Raw genomic sequence first — 22,291 nt, 5'->3', positions numbered from 1 at the left:
TATTCTGCCCGCTCTCCCACCAGCCGCACCAAAGCACCAAAAACGATATGCAAACCAAAGCCCTGCGCCGCGCCGTGTATGCCGGCAGCTTCGACCCGCCCACCAACGGCCACCTGTGGATGATACGCGAAGCGCAGGCGCTCTTCGACGAACTCATCGTCGCCATCGGCGTCAACCCCGACAAAAAATCCACCTACACCGTCGCCGAGCGCCGCAAAATGCTCGAAGACATCACCGCGCCCTTTGCCAACGTGCGCATCGATTCCTACGAAAACCAATTCCTCGTCAACTATGCCCACAGCGTCAGCGCGGGCTACATCGTGCGCGGCATCCGCAGCGCTTCGGACTACGAATACGAACGCACCATCCGCCACATCAATTCCGACCTCCAGCCCGAAATCTCCACCGTGTTGCTCATTCCGCCGCGCGAATACGCCGAAGTGTCGTCCACCCTCGTCAAAGGCATGGTCGGCCCCGTCGGCTGGCGCGACACCGTCCGCCGCTACCTGCCCGAAGCAGTGTACGAAAAAATCCTGCGCGACCACCAAAGCAGCGGCTGAACCCGTTTTTCAGACGGCCTCGAAACAGGAAACACCCGCCGCCGAAGGCCGCATAACGCGTATTGCAAAGCGCAACCAAGCCGCACCGCGCCGCAACCGATTCAGGCCGTCCCCGCCTGTGCGGGGATGTCGTTTCCGAACACGCGACACGCGGCGGTGCAAAACCAACCGTTTCCCCGCACAAAGGAGCTCCCGTGAACAAAACCGCCCTGATTCTGGCCGCCCTCCTTCTCGCCGCCTGCGTCCGCCAATCGGCCGAACCGCCGCTCGGCCGCCAGCTTGCCGGCCTCAGCAGCGCGCAGCGCGACGCCGAAGGACGCAAAGCCGCGCAAATGCTGCGCCGCGCCAACCGCGACGATGACCCCGACGTGGCCGTGCGCGACATCCGCTACCGCGCAGCCGACGACACCTTCGTCTACACCGTCGTCCTCAAACGCCTGAAAAACACACACGGCATCACCCCCGCCGCCCGCCGCCGCGCCCAGGCCGAAATGAAGCGCGGCATGGTGCGCGAAAGCTGCCGCCGCCGCGCCGAACGAGACATCCTCACCCAAGGCCGCTACGCCCTCGAATTCCATGTCCTTGCCGCCGACGGCCGTCCCGTCGCCGCCCCCTTCCGCATCACCGGCAAAGACTGTTGAGGCCGTCTGAAAGCGTAGCTTCAACGAAGTTAAAACGCAGTTTCGGCGCAACCAAAAACACTTTTCAGAAACGTCATCCCCGTGCAGGCGGAGACGGCCTCTGTCGCCAAGGTAGGGGGTGGCGCAGCCACGCACGCGGTTTGGGATTCACAGGCTAACTCTCGGATTGGCTGTGTGGCACAAACCGCGTGCGTCGACTTGGGGCGACACACCCTACCTTAGGTTCGGCATAGTCTGAATAAAAGACTGCTGAGGCCGTCCCCGCCGCCCACCCTGCCTCACAAACCGCATTTGCGTTATTTGGCAAAATACCCGCTTGTGTTGTTCCACCATCAATTCCCCAAAACCATGAACACCGAAACCCTCCTCTCGCTCGACCGAGCCCACATCTGGCATCCCTATTCCTCCACCGCCGACCCCGCGCCCGTTTATCCCGTGGCACGCGCCGAGGGCGTGCGCATTCATTTGAAAACGGGGCAAACGCTCATCGACGGCATGTCGTCGTGGTGGGCGGCGGTGCACGGATACAACCATCCGCGCCTGAATGCCGCCGCCGCGCGCCAGCTCGAAAAAATGAGCCACATCATGTTCGGCGGCTTCACACACGATGCCGTCGGCGAACTGACGCAGGTTTTGCTCGGCATTCTACCCAAAGGCTTGGACACCGTGTTTTACGCCGACAGCGGCTCGGTGGCGGTGGAAGTGGCGATGAAAATGGCGGTGCAGTACCAGCACGCGCTCAATCGAAAAGGGCGACACAAATTCGCCGCCATCCGCGCCGGTTATCACGGCGACACTTGGCACGCGATGTCGGTGTGCGACCCCGTTACCGGCATGCACGGCCTGTTTTCCGGCAGCCTGCCCGTGCAGTTTTTCCTGCCGCAGCCGAGCGTGAAATTCGGCGAAGCGTGGCGCGAAGAGGCCGCCGCGCCGCTGGCGGATCTGCTGGAAAAACACGCGCACGAAATCGCCGCGCTGATTCTCGAACCCGTCGTTCAGGGCGCGGGCGGCATGTATTTTTATTCGCCCGAATACCTGAAAACCGCCCGCGAATTGTGCGACCAACACGGCGTATTGCTGATTTTCGACGAAATCGCCACCGGCTTCGGCCGCACCGGCAAACTGTTCGCCTGCGAACACGCCGGTGTCGTCCCCGACATCATGTGTCTCGGCAAAGCCTTAACCGGCGGCTATCTCACGCTCTCGGCGGCGGTAACGCACAAACACATCGCCGACACCATCAGCGGCGGCGCGGCGGGCTGCTTTATGCACGGCCCCACCTTTATGGCCAACCCGCTCGCCTGCGCCGTGGCCGCCGAATCGGTGAAGCTGCTGTTGGAAGGCGGCTGGCAGGAGAATGTCGCGCGGATTGGGCGGCAGCTTTCAGACGGCCTCGCCCCCGCGCGTGAAATCGCGGCGGTGAAAGACGTGCGCGTACTCGGCGCCATCGGCGTGGTGGAAATGCACGAACCTGTGAACCTGCGCCGCCTGCAGCCCAAATTCGTCAAGCGCGGCATCTGGCTGCGCCCCTTCGGCAAACTGGTGTACACCATGCCGCCGTTTATAATGCAAGACTATGATTTGGAAACACTTTCAGATGGCCTGATTGGCGCGCTGGCAGAAGAATACGGAGCGTAAAATGAGTTCGACACCAAAAGGCAAAATCCTGTTTGTTACCGGTATCGACACCGGCATCGGCAAAACCTTTGCCACCAGTTATCTCGCCGCCAAACTCATGCGGCTGGGGCATTCGGTGATTACCGCCAAAGCCGTGCAGACCGGCTGCGAAAAAGTTTCAGACGACCTTTTAACCCACCGCCGCCTGCAAAACCTGCCGCTGCTGCCCGAAGACCTCGACGGCAGCACCTGCCCCTACCTGTTTGCCTACCCCTGCTCGCCGCATTTGGCCGCCCGCATGGAGGGCAAAACCATTAACCCCGCCGCCATCGCCCGCGCCGCCGAAACGCTGGCCGCGCGTTACGATTATGTGTTGCTCGAAGGCGCGGGCGGGCTGGCTGTGCCGCTCAATGATGAAGAAACCACGCTGGATTTCGTCCGCAATCAGGGTTATCCCTTAATCATTGTTACCTCTGGGCGGCTCGGCAGCATCAGCCACACCCTGCTCACACTCGAAGCCTGCCGCCACAACGGCATTGCCGTGGAAATGCTGGTGTACAACCGCTTCCCACAAACCGACGCGCTGATCGAAAACGAAACCGCCGCCTATCTGCAAAATTATCTGCAACGCCACTTCCCCGATGCGGTATTTGAAACAATGGAAGAAATGAGCGCGCAACCATGAGCTACTGCGACCTTGCCAACGCCCTGCCCGATGACACCGACAACCCCAACAAACACTACCACGACCACGAATACGGTTTCCCCGTTTCGGGCGACAACGCGCTGTTTGAGCGGCTGGTGCTCGAAATCAATCAGGCCGGGCTGAGCTGGACGCTGGTTTTAAACAAACGCGCGGCGTTTCAGACGGCCTACCGCGGCTTCGACATCGCCGCTGTCGCCGCCTTCGACGACACCGACCGCGCGCGTCTGCTCGCCGATGCGGGCATCGTGCGCAACCGTTTGAAAATCAACGCCGCCATTGACAACGCCAATCGGATTCTGGCCTTGCGGCAGGAATACGGCTCGTTTGAAAACTGGCTGAACGCGCACCATCCGCGCAGCTTAAACGACTGGGTCAAGCTGTTTAAAAAACATTTCAAATTCGTCGGCGGCGAAATCGTCGGCGAGTTTCTGATGAGCACGGGCTATCTCAAAGGCGCGCACGGCGAAAGCTGCCCGGTGTACGCGCGGGTATTGCGCCAGAAACCCAAATGGACGGAGGCCGTCTGAAAGCCTTTTAGGGCTTTCAGACGGCCTCATGCGCCGATGGTGCGGCGTTTTAATCGAGCAGCAGCCCCTGTGCGAGGAAGCCGCCTTTTTCCACGCCCGGCAGGGTGAAGAAATAGCCGCCGCCGAAGGGTTTGACATACTCTTCCAAGGGTTCGAGGTTGAGGCGGTTTTGCACGAAGATAAAGCCGTCGTCAAGGTTGGCCTGATACATGACGAGGATGAGGCCGACGTCGAGCTGGCCGTTTTTGGCGAGCCCCAGCGAGTAGTTGAACGGGCGGCGGAAGAGCAGGTGTTTTTTCATAAACTCGGGATCACGCGGGTCGCCCAAGCGGATGTGGCTGTCTTTGGGAATGACTTTGCCTTCGGGGTCTTTGGCGTAATCGGGAATATCGCTCTCGTGTTTCTGCCCCAAGGGCGCACCGCTGTATTTTTCGCGGCCGAAGATGGCGTTTTGCTCCTGCAAGGGTGTTCTGTCCCAAAATTCGACGAAGTGGCGGATAAGGCGCACGGCTTGGTAGCTGCCGTTTTTCGTCCACGCGGGCTCGTCGAGACTGTTTTCGGCCACGCCCGTCCACAGGACTTGGTCGGCGATTTTGGGGTCGGAGACGTCGGGGTTGCCCGTGCCGTCGCGGAAGCCCAACAGGTTGCGGGCGGCGATGGCGCCGGGTTCGGGCTTGGGCAGCCAGCCGTCCACCGTCCAGCGGATAACGGCGTATTTGGCGGTGTTTTTGATGATGTCGCGCAGGGCGTTTTGGCAGGTTTCGGGCGAGAAGGCGCAGATTTGGATGCCGATGTCGCCGTCGCACCATTCTTTGCGCAGTTCGTCGTTGGGGAAGTCTTTCATTTCCTGCAAATGCTTGGGCTTTTTGCCCGCGAGGCCGAAGCGGCCGTCGAACAGGCTGTTGCCGACGGATACGGTGACGGTGAGGCCGTCGGGCGGCAGCACTTTGCCCAACAGGCCGCTGCCTGCGGGCGGCAGTTTGTCGTCGCCGTCGATCAGTTCGCCGCCTTTGGTGAGAAATTCTATGCGGGCGGTGAGGGTGCGGAAAAAGTCGATCAGGCGGGGGCGGTCGGCGGCGGTGATGTCGAAGGCGCAGAGGATGCCGAAGGGCTGGTGCGGGGTGGTGATGCCGGCCTGGTGCGTGCCGTAGCAGTCGTAGGCGGTTTGGCTGTGGCCGGCAAACTGTCCGCCTTCGCCTTTGCTTTCAGACGGCCTCTCTGCCGCGCCTTCGGCGCTGTCGCCGTTTTTGCCGCAGGCGGCAAGGGCGGCGGCGGCGGAGAGGGCGGCGGCGTTTTGCAGCAGACGGCGGCGGCTCGGGTTTTCGGGGTGTTTCATGTTAGCTCCTTGTGTCCGTTGTTTTTGATTCGAGGCCGTCTGAAACCGCTTTTTCACTTCGTTTTCAGACGGCTCCGTGCAGATTCTTACAAATAAGAATTATACCCGAGCGCACGCGCCCGATGCCATGCCGCCCGTGCAGTCGCGGCAGACTTGCCATATAGCGAGTCAAAATGAAAAAGATACAAGGCAGCAAGCCGCAGACAGTACAGGTAGTACGACAAGGCGCAGCAACGCCGTAGATTTTTCATTTTGACTCACTATACAATCGGCCAACGCAACTACGGAGCCTTATTGATGAACACACTCGCCGTACTCACCGCCAATCTGGCGGCAGGCCGTCTGAAAGTCACCTGTGCCGAATCGTGCACGGGCGGGCTGCTGGCGGCGGAACTCACCCGCCTGCCCGGCAGCTCGGCCTGGTTTGAAACGGGCTTTGTCACTTACAGCAACGAAGCGAAACAAAAGCTGCTCGGCGTCTCGCCCGACAGCCTGCGGCGCGAAGGCGCGGTCAGCGAAACGGTGGCGCGCGAAATGGCCGCAGGCGCGCTCAAAGCGGCGCAGGCCGACTTCGCCCTTTCCGTGTCCGGAATCGCCGGCCCGGGCGGCGGCAGCGCGGAAAAACCGGTGGGCACGGTGTGCTTCGGTTTGGCATCGGCCGCAGGCACAGCCGCCCGCACCGCGCATTTTCACGGCAGCCGCAGCGAAATACGGCAACAGGCCGTGGCCTTCGCGCTGGAATGGCTGGCGCAAGCCGTGCGCCGCTGAGGCGCAAAAGACCGTCTGAAAGCACGGTTGCCCCATTCGCGCACGTGACACATAAAAAACTATCGACCGCATTTTTCAGATAAATTTCATTACATTAAGCCGCTTGTCAAACTAGACAACCGCCGCGCAAACGCTTAGTATCCGCGCCCGTTTTTCATCTGTTTTTTCCGCCGCCCCGCCATGTCTGCCCCGCTTACCGAACCACCCATACGCTGCGCCGTCGTCGCCACCTCCACCGGCTCGCTCGACGAGCTCTCCGGCCTCGACGACCTGCTCTACATCCTGCGCCTCAACATCCACATGAACGGCCTCGTCTACGCCGACGGCCTCGATCTGCACCCCGAAGCCTTCTACCAGAGCCAGACGGAAAACCCCGAAGGCGAAACCCGCACCTCGCCGCCCGCCGAAGCCGCCGTCCGCGCCCTGTTCCGCCAGATACGCGACGCGGGCTACCGCGAAATCATCGTCACCACCCTCAGCGGCCGCATCAGCGACACCGTCGACACCGTGCGCAAAGTCGCGGCGGAAACGGCGCGCGACATCCAAACCTACATCGTCGACACCGGCACCGCCTGCATCGCCGAAGGCCACTTCGCCCTCGAAGCGGTGAAGCTGCTGCGCCAGGGCTTTGCCGCCGCCGACGTGGTCGAACACCTCGAACGCCTCAAACCCGGCGCCGAAATTGTGTTCAGCGTCCACAGCCTCGCCCACCTGCGCCGACTGCCGCACCTCAACACCACGGAAAAATTCGTCGCCGGCCTGCTCGACCTCAAACCCGTGCTGCGCTTTTACGACGGACAATTCTCGCGAGTGGACATCGGCCGCAAAACGGAAAACACCCTCGACGCGTTGGTGGAAAGCGCCGCCGCAGCCCTGCGGCAGAAACCCGTCCGCCTCTACGGCCTCTACGGCGGCAACCGCGCCCTCTACGAAAACCTCGCCGAGAGGCTGCACCGCAAAACCGGTATCACGCCCGAAGCCTTCCCCATTTCCCCCGTTATCGGCGCCCACATCGGCCCCGACGCCGTCGGCATCGCCCGCGTCGACAAGCTGCTCTGAATCCCGCACCACTTTCCGCATCAGGCCGTCTGAAACCTTTCAGACGGCCTGATGCACAACGAAATGCCAAAACAAAAGAAAAAACAGCCTAAAAAATAACAAAACGGATAAAAAAAGCGGAATAAAGCAATTTTATTGCCAAAGAAGCACCGAGCGGCTTGCCATTCCCCGCCGCCGCCGCTATCCTTCTCCTCCTTTCATCCATAAAAACAACAGGCCGCGCCATGACCAAAAAAAACCGCACCGACGACATCCGCATCAGCGGCATCGCCGAACTCCTCCCCCCCATCGCCCACCTTTACGAGCTGCCCGCAGGCGACGCCGCGCAGGAACTCGTCGCCGGCACCCGCCGCCAAATCGCCGACATCGTCCACGGCCGCGACAAACGCCTGCTCGCCATCATCGGCCCCTGCTCCATCCACGACCCCGCCGCCGCCCTCGAATACGCGCGAAAGCTGCTGCCGCTGAAAAAACAATACGAACAGGAGCTGCTCATCGTCATGCGCGTTTACTTTGAAAAACCGCGCACCACCGTCGGCTGGAAGGGCCTGATTAACGACCCCCATCTGGACGGCACTTTCGACATCAACTACGGCCTGCGTCAGGCGCGCCGCCTGCTGCTCGATCTCAACAATCTCGGCATGCCCGCGTCCACCGAGTTTCTCGACATGATTACGCCGCAGTATTACGCCGACCTGATTTCCTGGGGCGCTATCGGTGCGCGCACCACCGAAAGTCAGGTGCACCGCGAGCTTGCCAGCGGCCTCTCCTGCCCCGTCGGCTTCAAAAACGGCACCGACGGCAACCTCAAAATCGCCATCGACGCCATCGGCGCCGCCAGCCATCCGCACCACTTTTTGTCCGTTACCAAAGCGGGGCATTCCGCCATCGTCCACACCGCAGGCAACCCCGACTGCCACGTTATCCTGCGCGGCGGCAAAGAGCCGAACTACGAAAGCCGCTTCGTGCGGGAAGCGTCGGAGCAACTGACCAAAGCGGGCGTCACCCCCAAGCTGATGGTCGACTGCAGCCACGCCAACAGCCGCAAAGACTACACCCGCCAGATGGAAGTCGCCCGCGACGTGGCGCAGCAGCTCAAAAACGGCGAAAACGACATCATGGGCGTAATGGTTGAAAGCCACCTCGTCGAAGGCCGCCAGGACAAACCCGAAATCTACGGCCAAAGCATCACCGACGCCTGCATCGGCTGGGACACTACCGAAGAGCTGCTCTCCCTGTTGGCCGACGCCAACCGCAGCCGCGTTTGAACGGCACGGCAGCGCCAAACATAAAAAGGCCGTCTGAAAACCGTTTCTACGGACTTTCAGACGGCCTCCGACATTCGGGCAGGGCGTATCGCCCGCCGTCCGCGCCCCATCCGCAGAGGCCGTCTGAAAACCCGCAAACGCATTTTCAGACGGCCTAATCCGCTAAAATACGCCCTTTCCGATTTTTCAGACGGCCTCCCATGTTTCCCAACGAATCCCCCTCCGCCCTGCTGCAAAACCTCAATCCCGAACAGCTCGCCGCCGTAACCTGGCCGCCGCAATCCGCGCTCGTTTTGGCGGGCGCGGGCAGCGGCAAAACGCGGGTGCTCACCACGCGAATCGCCTGGCTTTTGCAGACCAACCAGGCCAGCGTGCACAGCATCATGGCGGTAACGTTTACCAACAAGGCCGCCAAAGAAATGCAGACGCGGCTGGGCGCGATGATTCCGGTAAACGTGCGCGCCATGTGGCTGGGCACGTTCCACGGCCTGTGCCACCGCTTTTTGCGCCTGCACCACCGCGACGCGGGTCTGCCCGCCTCGTTTCAGATTCTCGACAGCGGCGACCAGCTCTCGCTCATCAAACGCCTGCTCAAAAGCCTCAACATCGCCGAAGAAATCATCGCGCCGCGCTCATTGCAGGGCTTTATCAACGCGCAAAAAGAAAGCGGCCTGCGTGCCGACGCGCTCGAAGCGCCCGACCCGCACACGCGCCGCATGATCGAGTGCTACGCCGAATACGACAAAATATGCCAGCGCGAAGGTGTAGTCGATTTTGCCGAGCTGATGCTGCGAAGCTACGAAATGCTGGCGCGCAACGAAATCCTGCGTACGCACTACCAAAACCGTTTCAGCCATATTCTGGTTGACGAATTCCAAGACACCAACAAGCTGCAATACAAATGGCTCAAGCTGATGGCGGGCAGCCACGCCGCCGTGTTTGCCGTGGGCGACGACGACCAGAGCATCTACCGCTTTCGCGGCGCACACGTCGGCAACATGACCGCGCTGATGCAGGAATTTCACATCGACGCGCCAGTGAAACTCGAACAAAACTACCGCTCGGTGGGCAACATTCTTGCTGCCGCCAACGCCGTGATTGAAAACAACGGCGATCGTTTGGGCAAAAACCTGCGCACCGATGCCGAAGCGGGCGACAAAATCCGCTTTTTCTCCGCGCCCTCCGATTTTGACGAAGCGCAGTTTGTCGTTGAAGAAACCAAAGCCCTGCACCGCGAAGGCAAGCTGTTGCGCGAAACCGCCGTGCTCTACCGCAGCAATGCCCAATCGCGCGTGATCGAACAAGCCCTGTTCCGCAGCGGCCTGCCCTACAAAATCTACGGCGGCCTGCGCTTTTACGAGCGGCAGGAAATCAAACACGCGCTGGCCTATCTGCGTCTGGCGGTCAATCCCGACGACGACAACGCCCTGTTGCGCGTAATCAATGTACCGCCGCGCGGCATCGGCGCGCGCACGATTGAAAACATTCAGACGGCCTCTGCCGAAACCGGTGTGTCGCTGTGGCAGGCCGCCTGCGCCGCCGGTGCGAAAGCCGCCAAAGTGGCCGCCTTCGTGCGCCTGATCGAAAACCTGCGCACCCAAGTCGGCCAAATGCCGCTGGCCGAAATCATGTCCGGCATCGTGCGCGACAGCGGCCTTATCGAGTATTACCAAACGCAAAAAGGCGACCACCAAGACCGTTTGGACAACCTCGACGAACTGGTCAACGCCGCCATCGCGTTCAAGCCCGAAGAGAGCAATTTTGAAATCCTGCCCGACAACGCCGCCGCCGACCCGGCCTTTCCCGTGCTGGCCTTTTTGAGCAACGCCGCGCTCGAATCGGGCGAAAACCAGGCGGGCGAAGGCGAAGACGCGGTGCAGCTGATGACCGTGCACGCCGCCAAAGGCTTGGAATTTGACACCGTGTTCCTCACCGGCATGGAAGAAGGCCGCTTCCCCAGCGAACTCTCGCTGGCCGAGCGCGGCGGCCTCGAAGAAGAACGCCGTTTGATGTACGTTGCCATCACGCGCGCGCGCAAACGGCTGTATATCAGCATGGCGCAACAGCGGATGCTGCACGGCCAAACCCAATTCGGCGTGGTGTCGCGCTTTGTCGAAGAAATCCCGCCCCAAGTGCTGCACTTTCTCTCGCCACCAAAATCTGCCGCCTTCGCCGACGCTCCCCAAACGCGCCGCAGCGACATACGCGCCTCCGAAAGCTACCAACCGGCGCAAAGCTACGCGGGTTTCCGCATCGGCCAAAACGTGCGCCACGCCAAATTCGGCACAGGCGTGATTATCGACGCCGCCGACAAGGGCCAATCCGCCCGCCTGACCATCAATTTCGGCAAACAGGGCGTGAAAGAGCTGGATACCGCGTTTGCCAAATTAGAGGCCGTCTGAAAGTAGGGCTTCAAGGCAGTGAAAACAAAAAAGGCCGTCTGAAAACCAAATTTCTGCTTTCGGAAACGTCATTCCCGCGCAGGCGGGAACGGCCTTGCGCCAAACCCTGCTACAATGCGCCCGCATATGCCGTCTGCAACGGCGCACGCCTTTCAGACGGCCTCCCGTTTCCCAACCGACACAAAGGAGCACATCATGAGCCTTATCATCGAAGACATCGAACCCGGCAGCGGCACCGAAGCCGAAAAAGGCCGCCGCATCAGCGTCCACTACACCGGCCGCCTCGCCGACGGCAGCAAATTCGATTCCAGCCTCGACCGCGGCCAACCCTTCGAGTTCAAACTCGGCGCGGGTCAGGTTATCCGCGGCTGGGACGAAGGTTTCGCCGGCATGAAGGAAGGCGGAAAACGCAAGCTCACCATCCCGCCCGAAATGGGCTACGGCGCACGCGGCGCGGGTGGCGTGATTCCGCCGAACGCCACGCTGGTATTCGAAGTAGAGCTGTTGAAAGTACACTGAGGCCGTCCGAACAGGCGGCAGCCGCATTTTCCGAACAGAAAAAGGAACGACACAATGACCATCGACACACAAGCCGTATTGGATTTCTGGTTTTCCGAAGAAAGCCGCCCCTACTGGTTTGCCGAAAGCAAAGAATTCGACGAAAAAATCCGCCTCCTCTTCTTCCCCCTGTGGCGGCAGGCGGCGGCGGGCGAACTTTCGGGCTGGCGCAAAACCATGCAGGGCAGGCTGGCCGAAATCATCATTCTCGACCAGTTTTCGCGCAACCTCTTCCGCAACAGCCCGCGGGCTTTCGCGCAGGACTTGGCCGCGCTGTGCCTGGCGCAGGAAGCCATCACCCGCCCCGGCTTCGCCTCGATGACGCCCGACGAACGCCAGTTTGTCATCATGCCCTTCATGCACAGCGAAAGCCCCGAAGTGCACGCCCACGCCGTCGGCGTCTTCAAACAATACGCTCCCGGCAACCCGCTGGATTTCGAACTCAAACACCAGCTCGTCATCAGCCGCTTCGGCCGCTATCCGCACCGCAACGCCGTGCTGGGACGCGAAAGCACGCCCGACGAAATCGCCTTTCTCGAAGGCGGACGCGGCTTTTAAACACGGCGGCACAACTGATAAAACGGACGGATTCGGGTAGAATCCGCCCGTTTTTTTCTTTTCAGACGGCCTCCAACCATGTATTCCCTGCTCCGCCCCCTCGTGTTCGCCCTCGACCCCGAAAAAGCCCACCACCTCGCCCTCAACTCCCTGAAAACCGCCGCCTGCTGCGGCCTGCTGCCCGCCGTGGAGCGCGACACGCGCCCGACGCCGCTGATGGGCATGACCCTGCCCAACCCCGTCGGCCTCGCCGCCGGCCTCGACAAAAACGGCGCCTACACCGACGCCCTTTTCGCGCTGGGCTTCGGCTTCGTCGAAGTCGGCACCGTCACCCCCCTGCCCCAGCGCGGCAACCCGCAGCCGCGCCTGTTCCGCGTGCCCGAACAGCGCGCCATCGTCAACCGCATGGGCTTCAACAACGAGGGCATCGACGCCATGATCCGCCACCTGGAAAAAAGCCGCCGCAGCGGCATCCTCGGCATCAACATCGGCAAAAACGCCGTCACGCCGATGGAAAACGCGGCCGACGACTATTTGATCTGCCTCGAAAAAGCCTACGTCCACGCCGACTACATCACCGTCAACATCTCCTCGCCCAACACCAAAAACCTGCGCGAGCTGCAAGGCGGAGACGAACTCACCGCCCTGCTCGCCGCCCTGAAAGACAAACAGGCGCACCTCTCTGCCGCGCACGGAAAATACGTTCCCCTCGCCGTCAAAATCGCGCCCGATTTGGACGAAGCGCAGATTGCCGACATCGCCCGCGTCGTCAAAGCAGTGGAAATGGACGGCATCATTGCCACCAACACCACCATCGACAAAACCGCCCTCGGCAGCCACCCTCTTGCCGCCGAAGCGGGCGGCCTCTCGGGCGAACCAGTGCGCGAAAAAAGCAACCGCGTCCTGCAGCTTCTGGCGCAGCATATCGACGGCAAACTCCCCATAATCGGCGTGGGCGGCATCATGAGCGGCAGCGACGCCGCCGAAAAACTCCGCCTCGGCGCCACGGCTGTACAGCTGTACAGCGGCATGGTCTACCGGGGCACGGAGCTGGTGCGCGAGTGCATCGAAGCCTGCCGCTGAGCGGAAAAAACACAGAGGCCGTCTGAAATCCGCCGTCGGTTTTTTCAGACGGCCTTCTTGTATGGCCGGAACGGCGGCGGGCGGCAGGTGCAAACGCGGAAAACACACAAGGCCGTCTGAAAGCGCTACGGGCTTTCAGACGGCCTAGGGCGTGTTGACATTCGGCTTTTGAAGCGGATTTTTCGTCAGAAAATGGCAGATGCAAGGCAAAAATGCGAGCCTATGCCGTCCATAGGCGAGTATTTTTAACGCGGCAGATGCCGTTTTATGGCGGAAAAGCCTCCAAAACGCTGATTGTCAACACGCCCTAGTATTTCAGACGGCCTTTTGTCAGTCGAAGCGGACGACGTATTTGATTTCGCCGCCCGAAGACACCGAGCCGACGCGGACGATGGCCTGGATGCTGCGCGTGAGCTGGTAGACGAGTTTGACCGTCTGGCTGGCGCTGTTGAGGCCGAACTCGTAGCCCAGATACAGCTCGCTTGTCAGCTGCTTGCCGACGGTGAGCACCTGCTCGGCGGGGTTGAGTTCGCCCGTCTGCGCGTTGCGGCTGCGCTGGCTGGTCATGCCGAAGTCGTCGACCAAGCCGATGCGGTCGTTGAGTTTGCCCGCGAGGAAGGCGCTGGCGGCGGTAGAGAGGGCGGCATTGTCGCCGTCGCTGCCGCTGCTGGCGCGGTTGAGGATGAGCCAGGAGAGCTTGTCTTTTTCGCTCATCGGCTCGTTGGCGACGAGGGTGACGCGCGGGTTGTCGAGGCTGCCGACCGCTTCCACGCCCGCACCCACGGGCGAGAGGTTGCGCACGGCGCGGATGTTGAGGTTGGGGCTGGACAAGGGGCCGACAAAGGATACCGTGCCTTTGGTGATGTTCAAATCCTGGCCGTAGGCTTTGTATTTGCCTTTGACGACTTTAATCGTGCCGACACCCTGCACGTCCTGCTTGGGCTTGGCGGTGAGGTTGAGCTGGCCGCCGAGGGTGACGTCCACGCCTTCGCCTTTGAAATAGACCTTGTCGTTGAGATCGAGGGTCACGTCCATGCTGATGGGCACGGCGGCGGAGGGTTCTTTTTTCGCTTCGCCTATCACTTCCACGTCGTCGTCCAGCGTCGGCATACCCGATTTCTGCATGCCGAAGCGGCCTTCGTCCACTTTCAGACGGCCTGTGAGGGTGATGCCGTTTTTCTCGGTGTAGAGCAGCCGGGTGTCGCCGCTGACGGCGAGGCGGCGGCGCGGTTTGTCGAGGATTTCATATTTGTCGAACACGGCCGAGGCATCGACGACGGGGATGCCGCCGCCCCAGCCGACGCTGCCCGCAAGGGCGACGCTGCCGCTGCCGCGTTGGAATTTGAGCGTCTGTATCTGCCATTCGCGGCCGACGAAGCGCGAACGCAGGCTGCCGTTGTCGAGGATAACGCCGAGGTCGCGGTTGATGTAGTAAAGACCGCTGCCCTCGAGCGTGCCGTCCAGCTGCGGGTCGCCGACGCGGCCGCCGACGGTGGCCGCCGACGCCAGTCTGCCTTTCACGCTTTGGCCGACGGGCATCAGGTTTTTCAGCGCGGCCAGGTCGGGGATGTCGAGTTTGATGCTGCCGGACACGGGCGCGAGCAGGATGGAGCTGCCGAACTGCTGGCTGATGCCGACGCTGCCGGAGAGTTCGCCGTAGCGGGTTTTGCCGGAGATTTGGTTGTCGATGCGGCCGTTTTGCAGGCGGGTTTGCAAAACGAGGCCGGTCAGGCCGAGCGCCTGTTTGCGGTAGGGGATGATGATGTCGCCCGACTGCTGGCGCACGTTGAGGAAGCCGCGCGCGTCGCGGCTGTAGGCCAGATCCCAGTCGGCGGCGAGGATGAGGTTGTGTTCGACGGGCGGCTTGAAGAAGCTGTGCAGCTCGGCGACGTTGAGGTTGGCGGCGCTGCCTTTGCTGGTGAGGCCGTTTTGTTTGTCCCACACAAAGCGTTCCATGTTCAGACGGCCGCCCATCGCCGCCCACTGCGCCGCGCCCAGCACCACGCGCTGCGCGCCCGCTTCGAGGGCGAGGCGGTTTTGCAGTTTGAGGTTGAAGCCGCCCGACAGATCGAGCCTGCCCAGCGTGCCTTTCCAAACGTTGTCTTTGTTCAGGCCGCCGTCGGCTTCGAGGTCGAGTTTGTAGTGTTTGCCGCCCATCGCCATGCTGCCGTCGGCGCGCACGCTGTGGCGCAGGCCGGTGCCGGTGACGGCGGCGTTGACGGTGTCGATGCGCGTGCCGTCTTTGCCGCCCGCCACGATGTCGCGGCCGCGCACTTGGAGGTTGAGCGGCAGGCTGTAATCGGGCGAGGCGGCGGCTTTGAAGTCGAGTTCGCGCACCGACAGTGCGTTTTGCACGCGCAGGCCGCGCACGCTGCCCGTGAGGTCGGCGGCGAGTTTTTTCGGGTCGCCCGCGATGTAGCCTTTGGCATTGAGGGCGCCGCCGAGGCCGAAGCCGAATTTGTCGAGTTCGGGGGCGGCAAGGTCGAGGTTGAGGCGGTCGCCCGCTTTGCCGAAGCTGCCGTCGGCTTTGAGGCGGTTGCGGCCGAGAATGATGTCGGCTTTGGCGCGGCTGAGGTGCTGTTTTTCATACTGCACGTCGGCGCTGCCGGAGAGGACGGCGCCGGAGAGGGTGCTGTTGCCGAATTTCATTTTGCCGTTCAAAACGAGGTCGGCCAATTCGCCGCTCAGGGAGATGCCGCCGTTGACGCTGCCTGCGGGCAGGTCGGGATGGAGTTTGGCGGGGTTGAAGCGTTCGGAGGCGATTTCGGCGGACAGCAGGCGGCGGTTGAAGAGTTCGAGTTTGCCGCGCGCGTCGAGCGAGCCGCCGCCGTCGGGGCGCACGGAGGCGGAGACGATTTCGAGGGTGCGCTGGCCGAGTTTGGCGTCGGCGGCGATTTTCAGACGGCCTTCGCTTTTGGCGCGGCGCGAGGCGATGTCCCACACGGCTTCGGGTTCGCGGTAGCTGCCGCGCAGGCCGATTGTGCCGTTGAAGGTGTCGTCGTAGGCCGTCTGAACGAGGTCGGCGGCGGTGATGTCTTTGAGTGCCGCCTCGAGGGCGAAGGTGTTGCGGCCGGTGTCGGTTTCGCCGCCGAACACCAGCCGTCCGCCGCCGAGCAGGGCGGCTTCGACGCCGTAGAGTTTGAGTACGCCGTCGCTGCCGACGGTGAAGTCGCCCAGCAGGCTGCGGACGGGGATGCCGTTTTGGTCGGCGGGGGCGGCGGCGCGGTTGGCCAGGTCGATCGAGCCTTCGAGCGCCAGTCCGCGCTGTGCGGAGGGGACGATGGTGGCGTCGAAGTCGAAGTCGGCTTCGGGCGCGCCTTCGGCGAAGACGGCGGGGTCGATGCCGCTGCCTTTAATCAGGACGTGGTCGATTTGTTTGTCGAGGCGGTTTTCAAACAGGCTGACGAGGGCGTCGGCGTTCAGTTTGATGTCGCCGCTGGCGAGGCGGGCGGTGAGGGCGGTTTGTTTGAGGTCGCCCGCCAGTTTGAGCTGTGTTTCGCTGACGATGTCGTCGAGCACGGCCATGCCGCCGAAGCTGCCTTTGAGGGCGAAGGGGGAGGCCGTCTGAATTTCCAGCGTGCCGTCGTTGCCGCTCCACGGGGTGACGAGGCGGGAGACGGTGAGTTTGTGGCTGCGGCGGTTGTAGGCGTAAGCGGCGTCGATGCGGGTGACGAAGACGGTGCGGGCTTTGCCGCTGCTGATGCTGCCGACGGAGAGTTTGTCAATCTGCACGGCCAGCGGCAGGTCTATGCTTTCGGGCAGTTTGGCGGGCGGGCTGTCTTTGGGCGGCGTGGGTTTGCTTTGGATGTGGATGTCGCCCGCGTCTATCTTTTCGATGTGCAGGAGGCCGTCTGAAAAGATTTGCCGGGGCCGCCATTGGAAGGCGAGGCGGCTGATTTCGATGTCGGCGGAGGGTGTCCGCACCGTCCAGCCGTCGCCCTCAAAGCCGTGCCACAGCGTGCCTTTGAGGGTTTTGCTGCCGATGTGAACGCCGCCCAGTTCGGGCAGGCGGTAGAGGGCGGCGCGCAGGCCGGATTCGGTGGCGGCGAGCCAGTAGAGCGCGCCCGCCAGCGTCAGAACGAGGATGAGGAGGAGCCACAGCAGGGCTTTGATAAGGCGGCGCGGCAGGCTTTTTTTCGGCTTTTTCGGATTTTCAGACGGCCTTTTGCCGTTTGCGCCGCCTTCGTTTTCAGACGGCACGGGGGTGAGGTTTTCGTTTTTTTCAGACGGCCTTTCGGCAGCGTTGTCGTGTGTCGCGGTCATTTAGAAACGGGTTCCCAAGCTGATGTGCCAGCGGATTTTTTTGTCCTGGTGGCCGTAGGCGATGTCGAAGGAGAAGGGGGCGACGGGGCTGAACCAGCGCACGCCGATGCCCGTGCCGTGTTTGAGTTTCATGTCTTGGAAGCTGTGCGCCGCGTCGCCCATGTCGTGGAACAGGGCGGCGGAGAAGCTTTTGTTGATGGGGAACTGGTATTCGGCGCTGGCAACGGCGAGGGCGCGGGCGGGCAGGACGGAGCCGGAGGGGCCGGCCAGGCCGATGCTGTCGAGTTCGTAGCCGCGCACGGAGGTGGCGCCGCCGGTGCGGAAACGCAGCACGGCGGGAGTGTCGCTGCTGTCGCTGGCGTTGACGAAGCCGATTTGGCCGCGGGCGACGAAGGTGCCGATTTTTTTGTTCTCGGGTGTGAAGTAGTAGCCCGCCCGCGCGGCGATGCGCTGCATGGCCGAGGAGGACATCAGGCTGCCGAGGGTGGTGCCGCCTTTGATGTCGAGGAAGTAGCCGTTTTCGGGGCGCAGCAGGGTTTCGATGCTCTGTTTTTTCCACGAGGCGGTGAGCATGGTGGCGAAGGAGCGGCCGAGGTTGATTTTGGCGTCGGGAATTTTCGATTTGTCTTCGACATACTCGATGCCCAGCCGCGATTCGATGCCGTTGCGGTCGCGCACGCGCCACAGACCGGCGGTGAGGGTTTCGGTTTCGAGTTTCTGCGTGGTTTTGCGGTTGAAGGAGAGCGAGCCTGTCCAGTAGTGGCCGTTGCTGCTGCGCGGCTGGCTGACGCCGGCGGCCACGGTCTGCTCGTATTTGTCGCCGTTGAGCACCAGCGATCCGGTGTAGCCGCGGCCGAAGAGGTTATAGTGGTCGTAGCCGAACGAGCCGCCCAAGCCGTATTCGGAATCGAAACGCACGCCCAGTTCCAGCTTCTGCCGCTTCATTTCCGACACGGCCACTTTCACCGGCACGCGGTCGCCGCTGAGCCTGTCGAAATCGGCCTGCACCGACGCGCCCGAATAGTGGCTGTCCTGTTCGAGCGCCTGCTGGTAGTCGAGCAGCTTGTCCAAATCGTAGGGCGAACCGGGGGCAAACTGCGCCAGCCCGCGCACCACGCTTTCGGGATAGCGCTTGGTGCCGCTGATTTCCAAATCGCCGAAGTAAACCGGTTTGCCGCTTTCCACCGCCACCGACAAATCGGCGCTGCGTTTGGCCGGGTCGACCAAAGCGCGGGTGGAGGAAAATTCCGCCAGCGGGTATTTCTTGCGCCGCACGGCCGATAACACCGAGGTTTTGCTGCTGCTCCAATCGTCCTGGTTGAAGACGCTGCCCACCGGCAGCGCCCAGTTTTCCAAAGCCGAACGGTAATACGCGCCGAGGTTTTCGTCTTGCAGCACATCGCCGAGAATGGCAACGCTGACATTGCCCGTCGTCGTCTGCGCCCCGCTCTCCACCTTCACCAGATAGCCCGCGCCCTGCCGCGACACCGTCACCCGCGCGTTGAAATAACCCTTGGTTTTCAGCATCATCAGCACCTGCTCGGGCGCTTCCTCGGCGAGAAACTCCATCTGCTCTTCGTCAAGCACTTCCTCCTGCTGCTGCGTAATCAGCGGCAGGTGCGTTTCAATCATCTCCTTCACATCGGCGGGCGCGGCCTCCACTGTCACGGGAAACTTCGGTTTCAGCGCCGCCGCACCGTCTTCTGTTTTTTTGTTCAAACCGAGACGGTTTTTCACCCGTTGGGCAAACGAAGGCTTCTGCTCCGCCGCGTTTTCAGACGGCCTCTCCTGCTTTGCGGCATCGGAGAGGCCGTCTGAAAACGCGGCGGCAGGCAGGCCGAGCGCGAACAAAAAAACAAAGGCGGCGGATGGGCGGTTCATGGCGGGAAACGGCAGACGGTACGGGTTGGCAAAAGAGCGCGGATTGTAACACCGTTTCATTTTGCCAGACACGCGGCCGCCGACGGGCGGAAGAGCGTGCCGCCGCAACGGCGCAGAGGCCGTCTGAAACACCGTTCCGACGGCATTTGAACAGGGCGCTGCGCTTTCAGACGGCCTCTGCCGATGCCGATATAATGCCGCCCTTCCCCGCGCAAACAGGAAACCCGACATGACCGCACCCCTCATTTATCTCGCCTCCGGCAGCCCGCGCCGCCGCGAAATCCTCGAAAACCTCGGCTTTGCCGTCGAACGCGCCGCCACCGACATCGACGAAACGCCCCGTCCGCACGAAGACCCCGCCGCCTACGTCGTCCGCATGGCGCGCGAAAAAAACGCCGCCGCCCTTGCCGCACGGCGCTCGGCGGGCAAAGCGCCGAGTGCCGCCCCCGTGCTCAGTGCCGACACCGCCGTCGTCCTCGACGGGCAAATCCTCGGCAAACCCGAATCGCCCGACCACGCCCGCACCATGCTCGCCGCCCTCTCCGGCCGCGAACACCAAGTCCTCACCGCCGTCTGCCTGTTTTCAGACGGCCTCACATCCTGCGCCCTGCACACCGCCACCGTCGCCTTTGCCGAAATCGACGACGCGCAAATCGACGCCTACGTCGCAAGCGGCGAACCGCTCGATAAGGCGGGCGCCTACGGCATACAGGGCATAGGCGGCGTTTTCGTGCGCAGCCTCAACGGCAGCCACAGCGGCGTGATGGGTCTGCCCGTTTACGAAACCTGCGCCCTGCTGCGCCAGGCCGGCTGCCCCGTGCCGCCGTTTGCCACATAGCACAGAGGCCGTCTGAAAGCCGCAAGGCTTATGCGCCCGTGCCGAAAAAAGGCCGTCTGAAAACAGGGTTTCAGACGGCCTTTCTGCCCGCACGCTTTCCCGAAACACACCAAGCCGCTGCCGCAACACACGAGCGGATTGAGGCCGTCTGAAAAGATTCCGCCGGGCATTTCAGACGGCCTCTCCTGCTATAATCCGCCCCTTTTCCAACCCCGCCCCGCCGCCATGCAGCCCGATTTTTCCCGCCCCGTCCTCGCCATCGACACCTCCACCTCCGTCCTCTCCCTCGCCCTCTTCGCGCACGGCCGCCTGTTTGCCTGCCACGAAGAAGCGGGCAACCGCCAGTCGGCGCTGGTTCTGCCGCAGATCGGGCGGCTGTTTGGCGAAGCGGGCGTGTCTGCCGCCGATCTGTCGTGCATTGTCTACGCGCAGGGGCCGGGGGCGTTTACGGGACTGCGTATCGGCCTGGGCGTGGCGCAGGGCTTGGCCGCGCCCTTCGGCCTGCCGCTGGTGGGCGTGCCCTGTTTGGACGCGGCGGCTTATCTGGTGCGCGGGCGCGGCGTGCTGGCGGCGGCGGACGCGCGGATGGGCGAGGTGTTTTACGCGTGGTTTGACACGGAAAACCGCCGCCGCCTCAGCCCCTATCAGGTCGGACGCGCGGCGGACATCGTGCCGCCCGAGGGCGTATCGTTCACGCACGGCATCGGCAACGCCTTCGCGCTGGCCGATCCGCCGCCCTTTGCCGGTTCGCCCGCGATGCCGACGGCGGCAGACTATCTGCGTCTGGCGCAGACGGGCGCATATGCGGCGGGCGACGCCGCCGACGCTTCGCTGCTCTATGTGCGCGACAAAATCGCCCTCACCGCCGCCGAGCAGGCGGCACGCAAAGCGGCGGGCGGCGCATGAACATCCGCCCTGCCCTGACAAGCGACTGCGCCGCGCTGGCCGCCGTCGACCGCGCCTGCAACCCCTCGCCGTGGTCGGAAAACCAGTTTCAGACGGCCTTAAACCAAGCCTGCGGTACCGTGCTGCTTGCGGAAGCCGACGGTGCGCCCGCCGCCTTTATCGTCTGGCAGACCGTGGCGGGCGAATCGGAGCTGCACCTGATTGCCACCGCGCCCGCCACGCGCCGCCAAGGCTATGCCGACGCGCTGCTGCGCCGCTGGTTGGCCGACTGCGCCGCCAACGGCGTGACCCGCCTGCTGCTGGAAGTGCGCGAATCGAACGCTGCCGCGCAGGCGCTCTACCGCAAACACGGCTTTTCCGACGCGGCGCGGCGGCGCGGCTATTATTCCCTGCCCGACGGCGCGCGCGAAGACGCGCTGATTATGGAGAAAATATGTTAAGCAGCCGCTACCTCCACCTGCACGAAGCACTCGATCTGGGCCCGATGTGGCTGAAACGGGGCGCGAAACTCGTGGCCGCCGACGCGGAAAACAAAGGGCAAACCGCCGTTCAGACGGCCTCCGTGCCGCAAACCGCCGCAACAGAACGGCCGTCTGAAAACACCGCGCCGACGTCAGCCGCGCCCGTTGCCGCGCCCGACCCAACCCGCAACGCCGCCGTTCAGACGGCCGCGGTAAAAAGGCCGTCTGAAAACATCAGGCCGTCTGAAAACGCACGCGCCGCCGCCATGGCCGCCGTCGGCAGCAGCATAGGCGGCTACTACAAATCGCAGGAGCGCGCCGCGCAACTGGCCGCGCCGCCCGAACGCCGCGCCGCCGAAACCGCCGCGCCCGTCTTCCACAGCGTGGCCGAACACAAAGCCGCCCTTGCCGCCAGCGTCGCCTCCGCCCGCGTGATGGCCGTGTCCGTCTGCCCCGCGCCGGAAGACATCGCCGCCGGACGCCTGTTCGGCGGCGCGGCGGGCGTGCTGCTGGGCAATATGTTCGCCGCCATCGGCCTGGCCGACGCCGACGTGCGCCGCACCAGCTGGCTGCAAAACAGTGAATTTTCCCCCAGCGCCGCACAAATCGAAGCCGCCGCCACCCGCGTGCAGGCCGAGCGCGAGTTGTGCGGCGCATCCGCCGTGCTGCTGCTCGGCCGCTTCGACCACCCCGCCCACGCCGCCGCCCTGCCGCAGGTATTCGCGGGCATCCCCGTGTTCGCCGTCCCCCACCCCGCCCGCCTGCTGCGCCAACCCGAACTGAAAGCCGCCGCCTGGCAGGAACTCAAACGCCTGCGGCAGTTTTTGCACAGCGCTGCGTAGGCTGTTTTCCAACCCGT

Annotated in this window: 20 protein-coding genes; 17 read left to right on the top strand and 3 right to left on the bottom strand. The window is 62.9% G+C overall.

Annotation, left to right across the window (positions count from 1 at the left end; all coding sequences use genetic code 11):
* Positions 1-47 precede the first annotated feature (47 nt).
* The 5 genes from coaD to ACG2K1_RS00700 all read left to right on the top strand — a co-directional run bounded on the left by coaD (position 48) and on the right by ACG2K1_RS00700 (position 4,051).
* Positions 48-560, top strand: coding sequence for a pantetheine-phosphate adenylyltransferase (coaD, locus tag ACG2K1_RS00720; protein ID WP_009427597.1), 513 nt, complete (start codon positions 48-50; stop codon positions 558-560).
* A gap of 194 nt (positions 561-754) precedes the next feature.
* Positions 755-1,201, top strand: a complete 447-nt coding sequence (locus tag ACG2K1_RS00715) for a hypothetical protein (protein ID WP_036496882.1) — start codon at positions 755-757, stop codon at positions 1,199-1,201.
* A gap of 348 nt (positions 1,202-1,549) precedes the next feature.
* Positions 1,550-2,839 carry an adenosylmethionine--8-amino-7-oxononanoate transaminase gene (gene bioA / locus ACG2K1_RS00710; protein ID WP_009427594.1) on the top strand — a complete coding sequence of 430 codons (1,290 nt, stop codon included), beginning with the start codon at positions 1,550-1,552 and terminating at the stop codon, positions 2,837-2,839.
* Position 2,840: 1 nt separating this feature from the next.
* On the top strand, positions 2,841-3,503 hold the full coding sequence (gene bioD / locus ACG2K1_RS00705) for a dethiobiotin synthase (protein ID WP_009427593.1): 663 nt from the start codon (positions 2,841-2,843) through the stop codon (positions 3,501-3,503).
* Entirely contained in the window at positions 3,500-4,051 is a 552-nt protein-coding gene (locus ACG2K1_RS00700) for a DNA-3-methyladenine glycosylase I (RefSeq protein WP_009427592.1), read from the top strand. Before bioD ends, ACG2K1_RS00700 begins: the two co-directional genes overlap by 4 nt.
* 49 nt (positions 4,052-4,100) lie before the next feature.
* Here ACG2K1_RS00700 and efeB read toward each other — a convergent pair whose 3' ends face one another.
* Positions 4,101-5,387 carry an iron uptake transporter deferrochelatase/peroxidase subunit gene (gene efeB / locus ACG2K1_RS00695; protein ID WP_009427591.1) on the bottom strand — a complete coding sequence of 429 codons (1,287 nt, stop codon included), beginning with the start codon at positions 5,385-5,387 and terminating at the stop codon, positions 4,101-4,103.
* 297 nt (positions 5,388-5,684) lie between these two features.
* On the opposite strand from efeB, the gene ACG2K1_RS00690 reads away from it, so the two are divergent.
* The 8 genes from ACG2K1_RS00690 (at position 5,685) to ACG2K1_RS00655 (ending at position 13,083) form a co-directional block, all read left to right on the top strand.
* A complete protein-coding gene (locus tag ACG2K1_RS00690; RefSeq protein ID WP_395428866.1) occupies positions 5,685-6,155 on the top strand; it encodes a CinA family protein in 471 nt (156 codons plus the stop codon).
* 180 nt (positions 6,156-6,335) lie between these two features.
* Positions 6,336-7,214 carry a DegV family protein gene (locus tag ACG2K1_RS00685; protein WP_009427588.1) on the top strand — a complete coding sequence of 293 codons (879 nt, stop codon included), beginning with the start codon at positions 6,336-6,338 and terminating at the stop codon, positions 7,212-7,214.
* Between the two features lie 224 nt (positions 7,215-7,438).
* Positions 7,439-8,482, top strand: a complete 1,044-nt coding sequence (gene aroG / locus ACG2K1_RS00680; RefSeq protein ID WP_395428865.1) for a 3-deoxy-7-phosphoheptulonate synthase AroG — start codon at positions 7,439-7,441, stop codon at positions 8,480-8,482.
* The gene (locus tag ACG2K1_RS00675; protein WP_395428864.1) at positions 8,479-8,640 is read left to right on the top strand and encodes a hypothetical protein; all 162 of its coding nucleotides are present in this window, start codon (positions 8,479-8,481) and stop codon (positions 8,638-8,640) included. Before aroG ends, ACG2K1_RS00675 begins: the two co-directional genes overlap by 4 nt.
* A gap of 42 nt (positions 8,641-8,682) precedes the next feature.
* A complete protein-coding gene (locus ACG2K1_RS00670) occupies positions 8,683-10,884 on the top strand; it encodes a UvrD-helicase domain-containing protein (protein WP_395428863.1) in 2,202 nt (733 codons plus the stop codon).
* Positions 10,885-11,079: 195 nt separating this feature from the next.
* The gene (locus tag ACG2K1_RS00665; RefSeq protein WP_395428862.1) at positions 11,080-11,403 is read left to right on the top strand and encodes an FKBP-type peptidyl-prolyl cis-trans isomerase; all 324 of its coding nucleotides are present in this window, start codon (positions 11,080-11,082) and stop codon (positions 11,401-11,403) included.
* A gap of 54 nt (positions 11,404-11,457) precedes the next feature.
* Complete coding sequence (locus ACG2K1_RS00660; RefSeq protein WP_395428861.1) at positions 11,458-12,000, top strand: DUF924 family protein; 543 nt, start codon at positions 11,458-11,460, stop codon at positions 11,998-12,000.
* 78 nt (positions 12,001-12,078) lie between these two features.
* Positions 12,079-13,083: a quinone-dependent dihydroorotate dehydrogenase gene (locus ACG2K1_RS00655; RefSeq protein WP_395428860.1), complete on the top strand. Its 1,005-nt coding sequence runs from the start codon at positions 12,079-12,081 to the stop codon at positions 13,081-13,083.
* Between the two features lie 330 nt (positions 13,084-13,413).
* Here ACG2K1_RS00655 and ACG2K1_RS00650 read toward each other — a convergent pair whose 3' ends face one another.
* Both ACG2K1_RS00650 and ACG2K1_RS00645 read right to left on the bottom strand, forming a co-directional pair.
* On the bottom strand, positions 13,414-17,346 hold the full coding sequence (locus ACG2K1_RS00650) for a translocation/assembly module TamB domain-containing protein (protein WP_395428859.1): 3,933 nt from the start codon (positions 17,344-17,346) through the stop codon (positions 13,414-13,416).
* Positions 17,347-19,227, bottom strand: coding sequence for an autotransporter assembly complex family protein (locus ACG2K1_RS00645; RefSeq protein ID WP_009427578.1), 1,881 nt, complete (start codon positions 19,225-19,227; stop codon positions 17,347-17,349). It abuts the gene before it with no gap.
* A 229-nt stretch (positions 19,228-19,456) separates the two neighbouring features.
* On the opposite strand from ACG2K1_RS00645, the gene ACG2K1_RS00640 reads away from it, so the two are divergent.
* The 4 genes from ACG2K1_RS00640 to ACG2K1_RS00625 all read left to right on the top strand — a co-directional run bounded on the left by ACG2K1_RS00640 (position 19,457) and on the right by ACG2K1_RS00625 (position 22,274).
* Positions 19,457-20,065: a Maf family protein gene (locus ACG2K1_RS00640; protein WP_395428858.1), complete on the top strand. Its 609-nt coding sequence runs from the start codon at positions 19,457-19,459 to the stop codon at positions 20,063-20,065.
* Positions 20,066-20,290: 225 nt separating this feature from the next.
* Positions 20,291-20,971 carry a tRNA (adenosine(37)-N6)-threonylcarbamoyltransferase complex dimerization subunit type 1 TsaB gene (tsaB, locus tag ACG2K1_RS00635; RefSeq protein ID WP_009427576.1) on the top strand — a complete coding sequence of 227 codons (681 nt, stop codon included), beginning with the start codon at positions 20,291-20,293 and terminating at the stop codon, positions 20,969-20,971.
* Complete coding sequence (gene rimI / locus ACG2K1_RS00630; protein WP_009427575.1) at positions 20,968-21,411, top strand: ribosomal protein S18-alanine N-acetyltransferase; 444 nt, start codon at positions 20,968-20,970, stop codon at positions 21,409-21,411. The genes tsaB and rimI overlap by 4 nt, the downstream gene beginning before the upstream one ends.
* On the top strand, positions 21,405-22,274 hold the full coding sequence (locus ACG2K1_RS00625; protein WP_395428857.1) for a uracil-DNA glycosylase family protein: 870 nt from the start codon (positions 21,405-21,407) through the stop codon (positions 22,272-22,274). Before rimI ends, ACG2K1_RS00625 begins: the two co-directional genes overlap by 7 nt.
* The last annotated feature ends 17 nt before the right edge of the window (positions 22,275-22,291 follow it).

The sequence above is a fragment of the Neisseria sp. 23W00296 genome (genome assembly GCF_044772855.1).
GTDB lineage: Bacteria > Pseudomonadota > Gammaproteobacteria > Burkholderiales > Neisseriaceae > Neisseria.
Note: the sequence above shows the minus strand (reverse complement) of the source record. Positions and strands in the feature narration are given on the sequence as shown.